The sequence below is a fragment of the Pseudomonas sp. MWU16-30323 genome (assembly GCF_020515595.1).
Classification (GTDB): domain Bacteria; phylum Pseudomonadota; class Gammaproteobacteria; order Pseudomonadales; family Pseudomonadaceae; genus Aquipseudomonas; species Aquipseudomonas yamanorum.
On record NZ_JAIWYM010000033.1, the window covers coordinates 30,369 to 47,672 of the forward strand.

12 protein-coding genes and 1 riboswitch are annotated in these 17,304 nt (G+C 63.7%); of the genes, 6 read left to right on the top strand and 6 right to left on the bottom strand.

Going from position 1 to position 17,304, the window contains the following annotated elements; genetic code table 11:
- Positions 1-9: 9 nt before the first annotated feature.
- Positions 10-1,944 (bottom strand): TonB-dependent receptor, encoded by a 1,935-nt coding sequence (locus LIY45_RS26120; RefSeq protein WP_226478093.1) that lies wholly within the window; start codon positions 1,942-1,944, stop codon positions 10-12.
- A 92-nt stretch (positions 1,945-2,036) separates the two neighbouring features.
- Positions 2,037-2,246: riboswitch (cobalamin riboswitch) on the bottom strand.
- Between the two features lie 101 nt (positions 2,247-2,347).
- On the opposite strand from LIY45_RS26120, the gene lexA reads away from it, so the two are divergent.
- The 6 genes from lexA (at position 2,348) to uvrA (ending at position 12,581) form a co-directional block, all read left to right on the top strand.
- On the top strand, positions 2,348-2,965 hold the full coding sequence (lexA, locus tag LIY45_RS26125; RefSeq protein ID WP_226478094.1) for a transcriptional repressor LexA: 618 nt from the start codon (positions 2,348-2,350) through the stop codon (positions 2,963-2,965).
- Complete coding sequence (gene imuA, locus LIY45_RS26130; RefSeq protein ID WP_017475309.1) at positions 2,965-3,576, top strand: translesion DNA synthesis-associated protein ImuA; 612 nt, start codon at positions 2,965-2,967, stop codon at positions 3,574-3,576. Before lexA ends, imuA begins: the two co-directional genes overlap by 1 nt.
- A gap of 7 nt (positions 3,577-3,583) precedes the next feature.
- On the top strand, positions 3,584-4,999 hold the full coding sequence (locus LIY45_RS26135; protein ID WP_226478095.1) for a DNA polymerase Y family protein: 1,416 nt from the start codon (positions 3,584-3,586) through the stop codon (positions 4,997-4,999).
- Positions 4,975-8,064 carry an error-prone DNA polymerase gene (locus tag LIY45_RS26140; protein ID WP_226478096.1) on the top strand — a complete coding sequence of 1,030 codons (3,090 nt, stop codon included), beginning with the start codon at positions 4,975-4,977 and terminating at the stop codon, positions 8,062-8,064. Before LIY45_RS26135 ends, LIY45_RS26140 begins: the two co-directional genes overlap by 25 nt.
- A 113-nt stretch (positions 8,065-8,177) precedes the next feature.
- Positions 8,178-9,887: an ATP-binding protein gene (locus LIY45_RS26145; protein ID WP_226478097.1), complete on the top strand. Its 1,710-nt coding sequence runs from the start codon at positions 8,178-8,180 to the stop codon at positions 9,885-9,887.
- A 165-nt stretch (positions 9,888-10,052) separates the two neighbouring features.
- Positions 10,053-12,581 carry an excinuclease ABC subunit UvrA gene (uvrA, locus tag LIY45_RS26150; protein ID WP_226478098.1) on the top strand — a complete coding sequence of 843 codons (2,529 nt, stop codon included), beginning with the start codon at positions 10,053-10,055 and terminating at the stop codon, positions 12,579-12,581.
- A gap of 83 nt (positions 12,582-12,664) precedes the next feature.
- Here uvrA and LIY45_RS26155 read toward each other — a convergent pair whose 3' ends face one another.
- Genes LIY45_RS26155 through LIY45_RS26175 form a run of 5 tightly spaced genes read right to left on the bottom strand, consistent with a single transcriptional unit; the run spans position 12,665 to position 17,293 of the window.
- Positions 12,665-13,747 (bottom strand): chemotaxis response regulator protein-glutamate methylesterase, encoded by a 1,083-nt coding sequence (locus LIY45_RS26155; RefSeq protein WP_226478099.1) that lies wholly within the window; start codon positions 13,745-13,747, stop codon positions 12,665-12,667.
- Positions 13,710-14,243 carry a chemoreceptor glutamine deamidase CheD gene (gene cheD, locus LIY45_RS26160; RefSeq protein WP_226478100.1) on the bottom strand — a complete coding sequence of 178 codons (534 nt, stop codon included), beginning with the start codon at positions 14,241-14,243 and terminating at the stop codon, positions 13,710-13,712. Before cheD ends, LIY45_RS26155 begins: the two co-directional genes overlap by 38 nt.
- Positions 14,240-15,049, bottom strand: coding sequence for a protein-glutamate O-methyltransferase CheR (locus LIY45_RS26165; protein ID WP_017475302.1), 810 nt, complete (start codon positions 15,047-15,049; stop codon positions 14,240-14,242). The genes cheD and LIY45_RS26165 overlap by 4 nt, the downstream gene beginning before the upstream one ends.
- A gap of 9 nt (positions 15,050-15,058) precedes the next feature.
- The gene (locus tag LIY45_RS26170; RefSeq protein WP_226478101.1) at positions 15,059-15,598 is read right to left on the bottom strand and encodes a chemotaxis protein CheW; all 540 of its coding nucleotides are present in this window, start codon (positions 15,596-15,598) and stop codon (positions 15,059-15,061) included.
- A gap of 36 nt (positions 15,599-15,634) precedes the next feature.
- Complete coding sequence (locus tag LIY45_RS26175) at positions 15,635-17,293, bottom strand: methyl-accepting chemotaxis protein (RefSeq protein ID WP_017475300.1); 1,659 nt, start codon at positions 17,291-17,293, stop codon at positions 15,635-15,637.
- Positions 17,294-17,304: the final 11 nt, after the last annotated feature.

Genomic DNA, 17,304 nt, shown 5'->3' on the forward strand with positions numbered 1-17,304 from the left:
GCGTACTCATCAGAAGCGATACGTGTAGCGTACTTCGGAGGTGAACGGCCGCCCGAGGTTGTCGACGTTGCTGGCGCGGCTGGTGACGTAGTCGCGGTCGAACAGGTTCTCTACCAGCAGGCTGACGCGGTGTTGGTGGGCGTTATCGAGATAGCGATAGGCGTCGGCGTCCACCACGGTGTAGTTGCCGTACTCGACCTTTTTCGAGCTGACGATATCGCCGATGTAGCGCACGGCCGTACCGGCGCCCCACAGGCGATCCACCGACTCATAGCCGACCCGCGAGCGGGCGAAGAAGCCAGGAATATCGTTGAGGGTGACACCCGCGCGGGACTCGGTGAGGTTGCGGGTCATGTCGGCCTGCATGCTCCATTGTTCATTGAGCTGCAGCTTGGCGTCGGCCTCGAAACCGCGCATCTGGATCTGCCCCTGGCCGTTGACCCACTGGATATCGTCCAGGGTGATCAGGTCGGTGATCTTGCGCTTGAACAGCGTGACACTGGCGCTGAAGTCCCGCGCCAGCAGGCTGCCCTTGTAGTCGAGGCCCAGCTCGGCGTTGCGGCTCTTCTCCGGCTTGAGGTTGCGGTTGCCTTTCTCATCGTCTTCATTGACGAACAGTTGCTCGGCATTCGGCAGTTTGTAGGCAGTGCCGTATTGGCCGCGCAGGGCCCAGTTGTCGTTGAGGTCGTAGAGCGAAGTGAGCATGCCGACCGTGGCGCTGTCGCCGCCGCTCATGGCTTCGTGGCGTACGCCGATGCTCGGGTGCCAGTTCGGCAACGCCTCGATAGTCGGGCGCAGTTGGGTGTACAGCGCGTGGGCCTGGGCCTTGTTGTCGTCGATGATCAACACATCATCCTGGCCCTTGAACCACTGGTTGTCGGAACCGAATACCAGCACATGATCGCCGGGCAACACGGCCTTGCCTTCAGCCTGCACGCCCCAGTCGGTGAAGCCCCAATAGTCGTTGTGGTTGATGACCTTGGTGCCGCCGCCTTCGACATTGTTGAGGCGGGTATAGCGCGTGTCCCAATCGTTGATATGCCCTTTGACGAAGTAGCTCAGGCGCTCATTGACGGTTTGCTCGAAGGTCGCCGTGGCGATTTGCTGCACCCGGTCGTTGGTGGTCTTGTGGTTGTCCACCGGACGGGCGAAATCCAGGTTGGCGTCGGCGTATTGGTAAAACAGTTCCAGGCGCGTGTCATCGCCAAACGACTGGATCGCCTTGGTGCCGAAGGTGGTGACTTCGTAGGAGCGCTTTTTGTCGGTGACGTTTTTCATGTCGCGGTTGCGAAACGGCTGGTAGCCCTCGGAGGCGTTGCGGCTGACGTAGGCCAGCAATCCGAGGTCGCCAAATCCGTTATTGAAAATCTTCTCGACCCGGGCATCGCCGGTGGTGCCGCCGAAGGTATCCACGCCCAGGTTCACCTCGCCGGACGCCTCGCGGGTTTGCGGGCTGCGGGTGACGATGTTGATCACTCCCGACACCGCCTGGGTGCCGAACAGCAGGCTCTGGCCACCCTTGAGCACTTCGATGCGCTCAATGGCGTTGGCGGGCAGGGTGTCCAGGTACAGGCCGCCGTACAGGCGATTGTTCAGGCGCACGCCGTCCAGCAGGATCAGCGTGTCGTCGTTGCGCCCGCCTAGCAGGGAATAGGTGCCGTAGTCGAACGGGCCGTTCTTGGGCGCCACGTACAGGCCGGGGATGAACATCTGCATCACGCGCGACACATCGGCGGCGGGGCCGGCGCGTTCAATCTGTTCGCGGGTGACGATCTCAACCTTGCTGCCGTACTGGGCCATATCGGCCACGGTGGTGGACTCCACCGACGGTGCAGAAACGTTGAGTTGCTTGAGTTCGAGGGTGTTGTCGTCGGCCAGCAGCAGGGGGCTGAACAGGCAACCGAACAACAGGCCGGGCACAGGAGTCTTGAAAGGTCGAATCATAGTCTTCTCGGAAAAGTATCTTTCGCGAAAAGCACGCACGAGTAGGCACCGAGCACACGCCAATACCGGCCCATGCCCGCCCACCGCAGGATTTTGCCAAACAGAATTCAGGCCGGTCTCCGGGCTCACGCGTATGGACACCTTCACCTTCCCATGGCGCGCAGGCCACAGTGGTGTGTCGAAGGGGTCACGCGTCTACCGTTGCGGGGGCAGCACCGGACTGGCTCGAAAAAAGAGCGGCACCGGTTTCCCGTTTCACCCCAAGCACGGCGGCAGGGGGCACCTGAAACAGGCCGGCATCTGAACATTCGAAAGACCGTTCGTCAACTTGACGGGGATTTTTCCGGTGGCTGCATGGGAAGCGACTGACGGATATTGATAGAAATTTCCCACAGGAGTACAAATGTACTCCATGACGACTCTAACGCCCCGCCGTACCGCCATCCTGACCTTTATCCGCGACCGTATCGCGCAGCAAGGCCAGTCCCCCAGCCTCGCCGAGATCGCCGAGGCGTTCGGCTTTGCCTCCCGCAGCGTGGCGCGCAAGCATGTGCTGGCGCTGACCGAGGGCGGCTTTATCGAGGTCAACCCCAACCAGGCGCGCGGCATTCGCCTGCTCAATCAGCCGGCGCGGCCGGAGCTGCTGGACATCCCGGTACTCGGCCGGGTGGCTGCCGGTTTGCCCATTGGCGCCGATGCCGAAGTGCACAACCGTCTATTGCTCGACCCGGGCATGTTCGCGAAACCCCCGGATTACCTGCTGCGGGTACAGGGCGATTCGATGATCGAAGACGGCATCCTCGATGGCGACCTGGTGGGCGTACGCCGCAGTGCCGAGGCCTTGAACGGGCAGATTGTGGTGGCGCGCCTGGACGGTGAGGTCACCATCAAGCGCTTCGAACATGTCGGCGAGCGCGTGCGCTTGCTGCCGCGCAACCCCGCTTATCAACCCATCGTGGTGCGGCCCGATCAGGACCTGGCCATCGAAGGGGTGTTCTGCGGTTTGGTGAGGCAAGGCTGATGGGCGCCGTCGTTGCACTGGACTCGCTGTTCAATGGCGGCCGGGTCTGGAAAGGTCGGCCCGCCGCGCCGCCGGCCAGCGTCCATCCCACCGGGCTTGCGGCCCTGGATGCGGTGCTGCCCAGCGGTGGCTGGCCGGAAGCGGCGTTGAGCGAAATCCTGATGGCGAAGGAGGGCGTGGGCGAGTTGCAACTGGTGTGGCCGACCCTGGCGCGGTTATCGGCGGCCGGCGAGCGCATCGTGCTGGTGGCGCCGCCTTACACGCCGTACCCCCACGCCTGGCAAAACGCCGGGGTGGATGTGCGCCAGCTTTCCGTGATCCAGGCCGATGAACGCGATGCCTTGTGGGCCGTGGAGCAATGCCTGCGCTCCGGCAGTTGTGGCGCGGTGCTGTGCTGGCCACGCAAGGCCGATGACCGCGCCTTGCGCCGCTTGCAGGTGGCCGCGGAAACCGGCCAGACCCTGGCCTTTGCCTGGCGCTCCTTGAACGAGGCCATCAACCCGTCACCGGCCGCCTTGCGCCTGGCAGTGGAGGCCAGCCCTGCGCAAGTGCGGGTGCTCAAGTGCCGGGGCGGCCTGGCCCATCCCGCGCCCATTGCGCTTGGGCACTGAGGTTGGCATGCGCTGGGTGTGTATTGTCTTCCCGCAATTGGCGCTGGACGGGGTGCTGCGTCTGCGCCCCGAACCGGATCAGCCGTTGGCCCTGTTGGCCGGCACGCCCCAGCGGCGGGTGCTGCAAACCGTCAATGAGGCCGCGCGCAAACTCGGCCTGCGCCCCGGCCAATCTCTGACGGCGGCCCATGCCTTGACCAAGGCGTTCGCCTGCGCCGAATACGACCCGGCGCAGATCGAATACTGGCAGCAATTTCTTGCGGCCTGGGCCTACCGTTTCAGTTCCCAGGTCAGCCTGTATTACCCACGGGCGTTGCTGTTTGAGATCGAGTCGAGCCTGGGCCTGTTCGGGCCCTGGCCGTTGCTCGAAGCGCGCTTGCGCAAGGAGTTGACCGACCTCGGGTTTCGCCACCGCATCGTCGCCGCGCCGAACCCGGCGGCGGCGCGGATCTTGGCGAATGCCTACGACGGCCTGGCCGTGGCCGATGAGCACAGCCTGCAACAAGCCCTGGCACCGATCCCCATCGACCGCGCCGGCCTCGACCCGCACGCCGCCACCGCGTTGTCGCGCATGGGCTTGCGCACCCTGGCCCAAGTGCAGGCATTGCCCCGGCATACCCTGGCCCGGCGTTTCGATGCAGCGTTGCTCAAACACCTTGATGCACTGTGCGGGCAACGGCCCCTGGCCCTGGCGTTCTACCAACCGCCGGACCAGTTCGATGTGCGTATCGAGCTGAATTTTGATGTGTTGTCCCACCAGGCCTTGCTGTTTCCCTTGCGCCGTTTGACCGGCGATTTATCGGCGTTCCTGTGTGGCCGCGACAGTGGCGTGCAGCGTTTTGACCTGCACCTGGAACACGCCGCAGAACCCGACAGCGTGATCAAGGTCGGCCTGCTCAGCGCCGAGCGTGACGCCGCGATGCTGTTCGAACTGGCCCGTGGCCGCCTGGAGCAGGTGCAAGTCACCTCGCCGGTGCGTGGCTTTCGCCTGGTGGCCCAGGACCTGCCGGTGTTTGTGCCCCAGCGCCAGGACCTGTTCGACGAGCGCCCGCAACAAACCCTGCCCTGGGAACAACTGCGCGAACGCCTGCGGGCGCGGCTCGGAGACGAGGCGGTGCAAGGCCTGCGCTTTCACGCCGACCACCGCCCCGAATGCGCCTGGCAAGCCGATGCTGACAGTCGCCCGTGCACACCCTCAAATAAAGTGCAGCGCCCGGGCTGGTTGCTGCATGCACCGACGCCCCTGGCCGAGCAAGGTCTACACATCCTGATGGGCCCGGAGCGCATCGAATCCGGCTGGTGGGATGGCGCCGATGTGCGCCGCGATTACTACCTGGTGCGCACCCGCGCCGGCCAGCAGGGCTGGGCTTATCGCACCGTAGGCGAAAGCGGCACGCTGTGGCTGCAAGGCTGGTTCGCATGAAGTACGCGGAGCTGCATTGCCTGTCCAACTTCAGTTTCCAGCGTGGCGCCTCCAGTGCCCGCGAACTGTTCGAACGGGCCAAGCAGCAGGGCTACGCAGCGCTGGCGATCACCGATGAATGCACCTTGTCGGGTATCGTCCGTGCCTGGCAGGCGGCCAAGGCAGTCGAGTTGCCGCTGATTATCGGCAGCGAGATGCGCCTGGAAAACGGCCCGAAGCTGGTACTGCTGGTGGAGAACCTGGAGGGCTATCAGCACCTGTGCCGACTGATCACCATCGCCCGTCGCCGTGCAGAAAAAGGTCAGTACCGGCTGCTGCAGGAAGACTTCACATCCGTGCAAGGTTTGCTGGCGTTATGGATGGTCGAAGACACCGACACCCAGGCCTCTATCCAATGGCTGTGCAGCACCTTTACCGATCGCCTGTGGCTGGCGGTGGAGCTGCATTGCGGCCAGAACGATGCCCGCCACCTTGAACAACGCTTGAACCTGGCCGCCAGCCTGCACCTGCCGGCGGTGGCCTGCGGCGATGTGCATATGCATGTGCGTGGCCGCCGTGCCCTGCAAGACACCATGACCGCGATCCGTCATCACGTCCCGGTGGCCGATGCCGGTGCGCGCCTGCATCCCAATGGCGAACGGCACTTGCGCAGCCTCGACGCATTGGCTGCGCTGTACCCGGCGCACTTGCTGGAAGAGTCCCTGAATATCGCCCGGCGTTGCACCTTCGACCTCGGCCAGTTGCGCTATCAATACCCGAGGGAACTGGTGCCCGAAGGGCAAACGCCTGAGAGCTGGTTGCGCACCTTGACGGAAGAGGGCATTGCCCAGCGTTGGCCGCACGGTGTGGACGCCAAGACCCTTGGGCAGATCAACGAGGAGCTGAAGCTGATCACCGAGCTGGGTTACGAAAGCTACTTCCTCACCGTGCACGACATTGTGCGCTTCGCCCGCAGCCGTTCGATCCTGTGCCAGGGCCGCGGCTCGGCGGCCAACTCGGCGGTGTGTTTTGCCCTGGGCATCACCGAGATCGACCCGAGCCTGATGAACATGTTGTTCGAGCGCTTCCTGTCCCGGGAACGCAACGAGCCGCCGGACATCGACGTGGACTTCGAACACGAACGCCGCGAAGAAGTGCTGCAATACGTGTTCCAACGCTACGGCCGCACCCGCGCTGCGTTGACGGCGGTGGTCAGCAGTTACCACGGCGCCGGCGCGGTGCGGGACGTGGCCAAGGCCCTCGGGCTGCCGCCGGATCAGGTCAACGCCCTGGCCGACTGCTGCGGGCGCTGGAGCGATGAGGCGCCGCCCCTGGAGCGCCTGCGCGAAGGTGGCTTCGACCCCGACAGCCCGGTGCTGCGCCGGGTGCTGACCTTGACCCAACAACTGATCGGCTTCCCCCGGCACCTGTCCCAGCACCCCGGCGGTTTCGTGATTTCCGAACACCCGCTGGACACCCTGGTGCCGGTAGAAAATGCCGCCATGGCCGAGCGCACCATCATCCAGTGGGACAAGGACGACCTTGATGCGGTGGGCCTGCTCAAGGTGGATATCCTCGCGCTGGGCATGCTCAGTGCGATTCGCCGCTGCTTCGACCTGCTGCGCCGCCATCGTGATCAGGACCTCAGCCTGGCTTCGGTGCCCAAGGAAGACGCGGCGACCTACGCAATGATCAGCAAGGCCGACACCATTGGCGTGTTCCAGATTGAGTCGCGGGCACAGATGTCGATGTTGCCCCGTCTGCGGCCGAAAGCGTTCTACGACCTGGTGATCGAGGTCGCCATCGTGCGGCCCGGGCCGATTCAGGGCGGTATGGTGCATCCGTACTTGCGGCGACGTAACAAGGAAGAACCCGAAACCTACCCGTCGCCGGAACTGGAAAGCGTGCTCAAACGCACCCTGGGCATCCCGCTGTTCCAGGAGCAGGTCATGCAGATCGCCATGGTCGCCGCCGATTACACACCCGGCGAAGCCGACCAACTGCGCCGCTCCATGGCCGCCTGGAAACGCCACGGCGGCCTCGAACCTCACCAGCAGCGCCTGCGCACCGGCATGCTGAAAAACGGCTACAGCGAAGCCTTCGCTGCGCAGATCTTCGAGCAGATCAAGGGCTTTGGCAGCTACGGTTTTCCCGAGTCCCACGCCGCTAGTTTCGCCTTGCTGACCTATGCCAGTTGCTGGCTCAAATGCCATGAACCGGCAGCCTTTGCTTGCGCCCTGATCAACAGCTGGCCCATGGGGTTCTACAGCCCGGACCAGATCCTGCAGGACGCTCGCCGCCATCATTTGCAGATCCGCCCCGTGGATGTGCAAGCCAGCGACTGGGACTGCAGCCTTGAACCCATCGAAGGCCAGCAACCGGCCATCCGCATGGGCTTGCGGATGATCTCCGGGTTTCGCGAAGAAGATGGCCGGCGCATCGAAACCGCGCGCCAGGCTCGGGCGTTTTTCGACATTGCCGACCTGGGCGAACGTGCCCATTTGGACACCCGTGCCCAGGAACTGCTGGCGGATGCTGGAGCCTTGCGCGGCCTGGCCGGGCATCGGCACCGGGCGCGCTGGGAGGTGGCCGGGGTGCAGAAGCAACTGGGGTTGTTTGCCGGTGTGGCCAGTCCCGAAGAAGCGGTGGTGGAACTGCCGCAACCGACGGTGGGCGAAGACCTGTATGCCGACTACGCCAGCGTCGGCACCACCTTGGGTCCACATCCATTGGCACTGTTGCGCGATGAACTGCGCGCACGACGCTGCCGCAGCTCCAACGAGTTGCTGCGGGTTGAGCATGGGCGCAACGTCAGCGTCGCCGGCCTGGTCACCGGTCGACAACGCCCGGGCACGGCCAGCGGCGTCACCTTCGTCACCCTGGAAGATGAGTTCGGCAATATCAATGTGGTGGTCTGGCGCGATTTGGCCGAGCGGCAGCGCCAGGCGCTGGTGGGCTCGCGGTTGCTCAAAGTCGATGGGCGCTGGGAGGCGGTGGGGGAGGTTCGGCACCTGATCGCCGGGCGCCTGACCGACCTGACCCCGCTGCTGTCGGGCATCAGTGTGCGCAGCCGGGATTTTCGCTGATCCGGCTCTTGCTCCTTCATGGCCGCCTAAGCAATATGCGATGAAACCAACCGCCGCTGTCGGGCTCAAAGTTTTCATCGCCGCCCACCTTTTATCTTTTGCAGAGCCGACTGATGCAGTTTTTATCCGATACCCATGGCTGTGATGGCTGGGCTGGGGAAATGGCCCAGAGGATTCGCGCATTCGATTGGTCCGGCACCGACCTCGGGCCGATTGGTGCCTGGCCCTCCAGCCTGACCAGTGCCGTGCAGATGATGCTGGCATCGCCCATCCCTATGGTCATGCTGTGGGGACGGGCGGGCTACATGATCTACAACGACAGCTATTCAGTGTTTGCCGGCGGTCGCCACCCGTATCTGCTGGGAGTGCCGGTAGAACTGGGTTGGCCGGAAGTCGCCGACTTCAACCGCAACGTGGTCGACACCTGCCTGGCCGGTGGCACCTTGTCCTACCGCAATCTGCCCCTGGAACTGTTGCGCGACGGCCGCCCGGAAGAAGTCTGGATGGACCTGTATTACAGCCCCGTGGCCGGTGACGACCAGCAACCGGCCGGGGTCCTGGCGATTGTGGTGGAGACCACCGAGCATGTGATCTCCGAGCGCCTGCGCCAGGAACTCACCCACAACCTGGAGCAGCGTGTCGCGGCGGAAGTGCAAGCCCGTTCCGCCGCCGAAGAACAGTTGCGTCAATCACAGAAGCTGGAAGCCATCGGCGGCCTGACCGGCGGCGTGGCCCACGACTTCAACAACCTGCTGCAAGTGGTCTCCGGCAATCTGCACCTGCTGGCCCGGCATGAACCGGACAACCTCCAGGTGCAGCGCCGGGTCAGCGCCGCCATCGCGGCCGTGGAGCGCGGGGCCAAACTGACCTCGCAACTGCTGGCGTTCGCCCGTCGCCAACCGCTGTCGCCGGCGGTGTACAACCCACTGCGCATCTATGAAGGCCTGGGCGAACTGCTGCAGCGGGCGCTGGGAGAAACCATCCACATTGATGTGCAACTGCCCCAGGATCCGTGGTGCATTAACGTCGACCGCAACCAACTGGAAAACGCACTGCTCAACCTGGCGATCAACGCCCGGGATGCCATGAAAGGCGAGGGCGTGATTCGGATCACCGGCGAAAACATCATCCTCAACCCTCCGGATTGCGCCGGCAAAAGCATCAACCCCGGTGAATACGTGCGCCTGGCCGTCGCCGACAGCGGCGCTGGCATGTCACCGACGATCCTGGCACGGGCCTTCGAACCGTTTTTCACCACCAAGCCGAACGGGCACGGTACCGGCCTGGGCCTGAGCATGGTGTTCGGGTTCGTGCGCCAAAGTGGCGGGCATGTGGAGGTTGAAAGCGTGGAGGGCAGCGGCACCGTGGTGCAGATGTATTTCCCGCGCAACCTCGGAGAGCCGGAAAACCACGATACGCCCCTCGAGCCTACACAACACAGCGGCGGCCAGGAGACCATCCTGGTGGTGGAAGACAACGAAGGCGTACGCGCGGCCGCGGTGGAACTGCTCGAACAATCCGGCTACACCGTGCTCACCGCCGAAGACGGCGACCGGGCCATGCTGATGCTCCAGGCCGGCCTGCAACCGGACCTGATCTTTACCGACGTGGTGATGCCGGGCCGGGTCAAAAGCACCGACCTGGCCAAGTGGGCGCGAGAGCAAGTGCCGGCGATAGCGGTGCTGTTTACCTCCGGGCACACCCGCGACATTCTCTCCAGCAACCACCTGCTGGGCACCGACATTCACCTGCTGAGCAAACCCTATGGCCCGGATGAATTGGCGCAACGGGTGCGCTCGGTACTGACCTCCCGAATGATGTGACGAATGAAGATCCAGCCAGCAACACCAAGCCACTGTGGGAGCCGGGCTTGCCCGCGATGGCGGAGTGTCAGGCACCCCATCCGGTAACTGGCACACCGCCATCGCGGTCAAGCCCGGCTCCCACCGTTGATCTTCACTGCCTTGAACACACCGATAAGGTTACCCATGACTTCCCAGCGCAACCTGCCTCCAGACACCTCGCTCACCACCCAACGCCCGGGCTTCGTCCGGGTGCGGGGTGCCCGGGAACACAACTTGCGCAACGTCGACGTGGACATCCCCCGTGACGCCCTGGTGGTGTTCACCGGCGTGTCAGGCTCCGGCAAGTCCTCGCTGGCATTCTCCACCGTCTACGCCGAAGCCCAGCGCCGTTATTTCGAATCCGTGGCGCCTTATGCCCGTCGCCTGATCGACCAGGTCGGCGTGCCCGACGTCGACTCCATCGAAGGCCTCCCACCCGCCGTGGCCCTGCAACAACAGCGCGGCACACCCAGCACACGTTCCTCAGTGGGCAGCGTCACCACTTTGTCCAGCCTGATCCGCATGCTCTACTCCCGCGCCGGCAGCTACCCGGCGGGGCAACCGATGCTCTACGCCGAAGACTTTTCCCCCAACCTGCCCCAAGGCGCCTGCCCGCAATGCCACGGCCTGGGCCGGGTGTACGAAGTGACCGAAGCCCTGATGGTGCCCGATCCTTCCCTCACCCTCCGCCAACGTGCCGTGGCGTCCTGGCCACTGGCGTGGCAAGGCCAGAACCAGCGCGACATCCTCGTCACCCTCGGCTATGACGTCGACATCCCGTGGCGCGACCTGCCGAAAAAACAGCGCGACTGGATCCTCTTCACCGAAGAAACCCCCACCGTCCCGGTGTACGCCGGCTTCACGCCCGCGCAAACCCGCGACGCCCTCAAACGCAAACTCGAACCCAGCTACCAAGGCACCTTCACCGGCGCCCGGCGCTACATCCTGCACACCTTCACCCACTCCCAAAGCGCCCTGATGAAAAAGCGCGTGTCGCAATTCATGCAAGGCAGCCCATGCCCGCAGTGCGAAGGCAAACGCCTGAACAAGGCCGCGCTGTCGGTGAAATTTGCCGGCGTGGACATTGGTGAACTGTCGCAAATGTCCCTGCTGCAACTCGCCGAGCTCCTGCGCCCGGTGGCTGAAGGGCAGGGCGATAAAAAACTCTCCGTGGAAAAACGCCTGGCCGCCCAACGCATCGCCCAGGACCTGCTGGAACGCGTCAGCACCCTGACCGACCTCGGCCTCGGCTACCTGGCCCTGGAGCGCAGCACACCGACCCTGTCCTCCGGCGAACTGCAACGACTGCGCCTGGCCACCCAACTGGGCTCGCAACTGTTCGGCGTGATCTACGTACTCGACGAACCCTCCGCCGGCCTGCACCCTGCCGACGGCGAAGCCCTGTTCGCTGCCCTCGACCGCCTGAAGGCCGCCGGCAACTCACTGTTCGTGGTGGAACACGACCTGGAAACCATGCGCCGCGCCGACTGGCTGATCGACGTCGGCCCGGCTGCCGGCGAACACGGCGGCCAGGTCCTGTACAGCGGCCCACCCGCCGGCCTGGCTCAGATCGAAGCCTCGCAAACCCGCGAATACCTGTTCGCCGAAAAGCGCCCGGTCAGCCAACCACCGCGCCAACCCACCGGCTGGCTGAGCCTGGAAGGCGTCACGCGCAACAACCTCAACGACCTCAGCGTGGACTTCCCCCTCGGGTGCTTCACCGCTGTCACCGGCATCTCCGGCTCGGGTAAATCCAGCCTCGTCAGCCAGGCGCTATTGGAACTGGTAGGCGCAGGCCTGGGCCGCGTGGTGGAAACCGAGGACGAACCCAGCCTCGAAGACGACGCCCCACAAACCAGCGGCGGCCGCATCAGCGGCGGCCTGGAACACATCCGTCGCCTGGTGCAAGTGGACCAGAAACCCATCGGTCGCACACCACGTTCCAACCTCGCGACCTACACCGGCCTGTTCGACAACGTACGCAAACTGTTCGCCGCCACACCTGCGGCGAAAAAGCGCCATTTCGACGCCGGGCAATTCTCCTTCAACGTTGCCAAAGGGCGCTGCCCGAACTGCGAAGGCGAGGGGTTTGTCAGCGTTGAGTTGCTGTTCATGCCCAGCGTGTACGCCCCATGCCCGACGTGCCACGGGGCTCGGTACAACCCGGAAACCCTGGCGATCAAGTGGGAAGGCCTGACCATCGCCCAAGTGCTGGGGCTGACGGTTGAACAGGCGGTAGAGGTATTTGCCGAAGAGCCGGGTGTGCTGCGCTCGCTGCAAGTGCTGCGGGATATTGGCTTGGGGTATTTGCGCCTTGGCCAGCCGGCGACCGAGTTGTCGGGCGGGGAGGCGCAGCGGATCAAGCTGGCGACCGAGCTGCAGCGTAATGCGCGGGGCGCGACGTTGTATGTGCTGGATGAACCGACGACCGGGTTGCATCCGCGGGATGTGGATCGGTTGTTGAGCCAGTTGAATCATCTGGTGGAGGCGGGGCATACGGTGATTGTGGTGGAGCATGAAATGCGTGTGGTGGCCCAGAGTGATTGGGTGATTGATATCGGGCCGGGGGCAGGGGATCGCGGAGGTAAGGTGGTGGTGAGTGGTACGCCGCAGAAGGTGGCGAAGAGCAAGAGCAGCCGGACTGCGCCGTTTTTGGGGCGGGAGTTGGGATAGTTCATGACGTTGTGCCCATCAGCACCGTCTACAACTGCAGCCTATGCCCAGGCCAATCAGGAGGTGCCCTGGGCGGCTCAAGTTCACTTATACAAAATCGCCTGATGAATATCCCCCAGGGCCATGATGCGCTGAGCGGCGTTGAGTTTGATGGCTTCCTTGGGCATGCCGAACACCACGCAACTGGCTTCGTCCTGGGCCACTGTCGCGGCTCCGGCCTCAAGCATCTCCTTGAGCCCGCGCGCGCCGTCGTCGCCCATGCCGGTCATGATGATTCCAGTGGCGTTCTTGCCGGCGAACTTGGCCACCGAGCGAAACAGCACATCCACTGATGGCCGGTGCCGGTTGACCAACGGTCCATCAATGACCTGGGCGTGATAATAGGCGCCGCTGCGGGTGACCATCAGGTGCTTGCCGCCAGGGGCGATCAGGGCCAGGCCAGGCAGGATGCGGTCGTTGTTGCGCGCTTCGCGTACCTCGATCTCGCATACGCTGTTGAGGCGCTCAGCGAATGACGCGGTGAACTTTTCAGGCATGTGCTGCACGATCACCATGCCTGGGCACACCCGCGGCAGTGACGTCAGCACCGCTTCCAGCGCCTGGGTCCCGCCGGTGGAGGTGCCGATGGCGACGATACGCTCTGTGGTCTGGGCCATGGCATGACCATTGGCGGCGGGCAGGATCGCATCCGCGCTGAGCTTGCTGGCCGGGGCCAATGACGGCGCCGGGCTGGCGCTGCGCTTGCCCAGGTTCCTGACGTTGGAGTTCGCTGCGGCACGGATGGCTGCCACCAGCTCGGCCGCCGATTCGATCAGGAAACTCTTCAACCCCGTGCTGGGCTTGGTGATGATTTCCACAGCGCCGGCCGACAGCGCCTGCAGGGAGGTTTCCGCGCCTTTCTGGGTCAGCGAGGAACAGATCACCACCGGTGTCGGCCGTTCGCTCATGATTTTCTTGAGAAAGGTGATGCCGTCCATGCGCGGCATTTCCACGTCCAGCACGATCACGTCTGGCCATTCCCGGGCGAGTTTTTCCATGGCAAAAATGGGGTCGGAGGCGGCGCCCATGACGTGAATATCCGGCGTATCGCTGAGAATCGCCAGCAGTACCTGGCGCACCACGGCCGAGTCATCGACCAGCAGCACACTGATTTTTTTGGTAAGCATTTTGTTGAAGTGTTCCCATTGGTTGGTGCCGAACCCAGACGTTGCCGTTCCACAGGTCGAACATGATCGTGCGGTAACCGGTACTGCCCAGGTCCTGGGCTGTCAGGTGCAGGTGATAGTGCTCGGCCAGGGCCAGCGCCGCGCGAATATTCAGGCTGGCCACGTCCTGCGTCGGCAGGCGGCGCGGCTGCTCGGGAAACATCTTGCCGCCGCCGAACAACTTGACCTGGTAATCCCGTGCGTGCGTGCCATTGACCTCCGCGTGGCGCAGCAGCAGTTCCAGGGCTTCGTCGGCATATCGGCCGTCCAGGGGCTGATGGTGGCGCAGGCGCCCCGGCAGCATGAAGTGACACATGCCGCCGATCAGCCGTTGCGGGTGCCAAAAGGTGATCGCCACGCAGGAACCGAGCAAGGTGCGCAGGCGCGTCGGCCGCGTCGCAAAGCTGACCTGGCCAGGGGCCAATACCACTTCGGCTGTACCGACGGGCTTTTTCATGGCTTGCGGTAAATCGACGGAGCCACCAGCTTCAGGGTGTCATTGACGCCGTGGAGGCTTTCCGAGTGGCTGATGATCAGGTAACCGCCGGGTTTGAGCAGCGGCAGCAGGCGCGCGATTACCTGGCTCTTGGTCGGCTGGTCGAAATAAATCATCACGTTGCGCAGGAAGATCACCTCGAACTCACCCAGGGCCGGCAGCGCTTCGTTCAGGTTGACCTGGACAAAATTGACGCGGCTACGCAAGGCCTTGTCGATCAGCAAGGTGCCCTCCTGGCGGCCAATGCCCTTGAGGCAGTACTTGGCCAGCAGCGGTTGGGGCAATGTCTCGGTGCGTTCCATGGAGTAATGGCCGGTGCGCGCCTTGGCCAGCACTTGGGAGCTGATGTCCGAGCCGATCACTTCCCAGGGCGTGCTGCCGAGGCTTTCGGCCAGGGTCATCGCCAGGCTGTAGGGCTCTTCACCGGAGGAGCTGGCCGCGCTCCACACGCGAAACACCTTGCCCGGCGCGGCTCGGGGCAGCACCTGCTGACGCAGGAAGTCGAAGTGCTTGGGCTCGCGAAAAAAATAGGTTTCGTTGGTGGTCAGCAAGTCCAGCGCAACCTGCAGTTCGCCCTTGCGCTGGTCATTCATGATCAGCTTGAAATACTCACCATAGCTGTGCAGCTCATAGTGCTTGAGGCGCTTGAACAGGCGCCCGGCCACCAGGGCTTTCTTGGCCGGCGACAGATTGATGCCGGCCGCGCGGTACAGCCAGGCCTGGAACTGACCGAATTCACGGTCGTCGATGGAGACGGTGTCTGGCATGGTCGGGTCTCAACGCGGGTCGAGGTCGAGGGCCGGCGCCTGGCCGGCCTCGGCGAGGCTGGACATCTCATCGATGGACAGCACCTTGTCCACCTCCAGCACGATCACGAACTTGCTGTCGACCTTGGCCATGCCGCTGATGAAGTCAGCGCGAATTCGCGCGCCGAAGTTGGGGGGCGGTTCGATCTGCGTGGCCGGGATCTCCCTTACGGCAGACACCGTATCGACCAGCAACCCGATGTCCTGAGGCTGACCCTCTTCGGTACTCGCCTCGATGATGATCACGCAGGAGCGCCGGGTGATCGCCGAGTTGGCCCGCCCAAAGCGTGCCGACAGGTCGACCACCGGCACCACCGCACCGCGAAGGTTGATCACCCCGCGCACGAAAGCGGGCATCATCGGCACCACGGTCAGGCTGCCGTATTCAATAATTTCCTTGATCCCCAGAATGCCGATGGCGAACATTTCGCCGCCGAGCATGAAGGTCAGGTACTGCGCGTCCTCATCTACCGCCACTGCGGTCTGCCGAGTCGTCATTGCTGCGCCCATGTCACTCTCCCTGGTAGGCCCGTATTGATCGTGCGATCAGAAGCGGGTGAAATCCGCTTCGTCCGGAGCACTGGCCATGGTGTAGGCGAACGCTTTGCGCGGCGTCGGTGGTTTTGCGCGTGGCGCCTGACGGTTGGGCTGGCTGCCCGGGCTGTCCACGTTGCTGCTTTGAACTGCGGCCTTGGGCGCCGAATCCAGTACGAAGAAGCTCATGGCCTGTTGCAGTTGCTCGGCCTGGCTGCTCATTTCCTCGGCCGTGGCCGCCAGTTCCTCGCTGCTCGAGGCGTTTTGCTGGGTCACCTGGTTGAGCTGGGTCATCGCCGTGTTGATCTGCGCGACACCGGCGGCCTGTTCCTCGGACGCGGCGCTGATTTCCTGCACAAGGTCGGACGTCTTGTTGATGGAGGGCACCATTTCGTCGAGCAACTTGCCGGCTTTCTCGGCCATGTCCACGCTGCTGGAGGACAGTTCACCGATTTCCTGGGCGGCTACCTGGCTGCGTTCAGCCAGCTTGCGCACCTCGGCGGCTACCACGGCGAACCCCTTGCCGTGCTCGCCGGCCCGAGCGGCCTCGATGGCGGCGTTGAGCGCGAGCAGATTGGTCTGGTAGGCGATGTCGTCGATGATGCTGATGCGCTGGGCGATTTTTTTCATCGCCACCACCGTCTGCTGTACCGATTCGCCGCCTTCGGTGGCTTCCTTGGCGGCTTTGCTGGCCATGCCATCGGTGACCTTGGCGTTTTCGGTGTTCTGGTTGATGCTGGCGCTCATCTGCTCGATCGACGCACTGGTTTCCTCGACGCTGGAGGCCTGTTCACTGGTCGCCTGGCTCATCGATTGCGCAGTCGCGCTGACTTGCTCGGAGGCGCTGGCGAGGTTATCGGCGGCGTTACGCACTTCACCGATGATATGTGCCAGCTTGCCGACCATATTGCGCATGGCGTTGAGCACCATGCCGGTTTCATCTTTCCCACCCGGCTCGATGTGGGCGTTGAGGTTGCCTTCGGCCAATTGCTCGGCGACGCTCGCGGCCTGGCGCAACGGGCGGGAAATGATCCGCGCGATGAATATCGCCAGGCCCAGGCCGATCAACAGGGCCGCGACCAGTACCGCGATGATCGACACGCGTGCGTTTTCGTACAGCGCCGAGCCCTTGTCGCCGGCAGCACTCGCACCGGCGTCGTTGAACTCGACCATTTTCTGCAGGCGGTCGGTCACCTGATCGAATTGCACCCTGGACTCGCCTCTGAGCAAGACGCGCGCCGGAACTTCCTGGTTCTGCCGGGACAGTTCGAGCAACTGGCTGCTGGTCGCCAAGTAGGAGGTCCAGGCGCTTTTCACGCCGGCCAGGAGCTGACGATCTTCATCGTTCGACAGTAATTGCTCGTAGGTGCCCATGCGGGCTTCGAACTGTTGACGCGACTCGACGGCTTCGCGTTCGGCCTGGGCCTTTTCCTCGGCGATCTCGGTACCGACCTGGCGGTTTTCTTTCAAGCGGTAGTTGGCGGCAAAAAAACGCATGCCGGCCGCTGCGCGCATGGAGGGCATCCAGTTGCCCTTGATGTCCTGGGCAGCCTGGTTGACCGCACCGAGCTGGTGGATGGCGAAGCCGCCCATGGCCGCGGTAAGCGCCAGGACCAGCAGGAACGAGCTGATCAGCTTGGTGGAAATTTTAAGATCGTAGAACCATTTCATCGGGGAACCTC

Coding starts and splice junctions, on each gene's coding strand:
- LIY45_RS26120 (WP_226478093.1), bottom strand. CDS start 1,944: ATGATTCGACCTTTCAAGACTCCTGTGCCCGGCCTGTTGTTCGGTTGC.
- LIY45_RS26145 (WP_226478097.1), top strand. CDS start 8,178: ATGCAGTTTTTATCCGATACCCATGGCTGTGATGGCTGGGCTGGGGAA.
- LIY45_RS26165 (WP_017475302.1), bottom strand. CDS start 15,049: ATGCCAGACACCGTCTCCATCGACGACCGTGAATTCGGTCAGTTCCAG.
- imuA (WP_017475309.1), top strand. CDS start 2,965: ATGGGCGCCGTCGTTGCACTGGACTCGCTGTTCAATGGCGGCCGGGTC.
- LIY45_RS26170 (WP_226478101.1), bottom strand. CDS start 15,598: ATGGGCGCAGCAATGACGACTCGGCAGACCGCAGTGGCGGTAGATGAG.
- cheD (WP_226478100.1), bottom strand. CDS start 14,243: ATGAAAAAGCCCGTCGGTACAGCCGAAGTGGTATTGGCCCCTGGCCAG.
- lexA (WP_226478094.1), top strand. CDS start 2,348: ATGTACTCCATGACGACTCTAACGCCCCGCCGTACCGCCATCCTGACC.
- LIY45_RS26155 (WP_226478099.1), bottom strand. CDS start 13,747: ATGCTTACCAAAAAAATCAGTGTGCTGCTGGTCGATGACTCGGCCGTG.
- uvrA (WP_226478098.1), top strand. CDS start 10,053: ATGACTTCCCAGCGCAACCTGCCTCCAGACACCTCGCTCACCACCCAA.
- LIY45_RS26135 (WP_226478095.1), top strand. CDS start 3,584: ATGCGCTGGGTGTGTATTGTCTTCCCGCAATTGGCGCTGGACGGGGTG.
- LIY45_RS26175 (WP_017475300.1), bottom strand. CDS start 17,293: ATGAAATGGTTCTACGATCTTAAAATTTCCACCAAGCTGATCAGCTCG.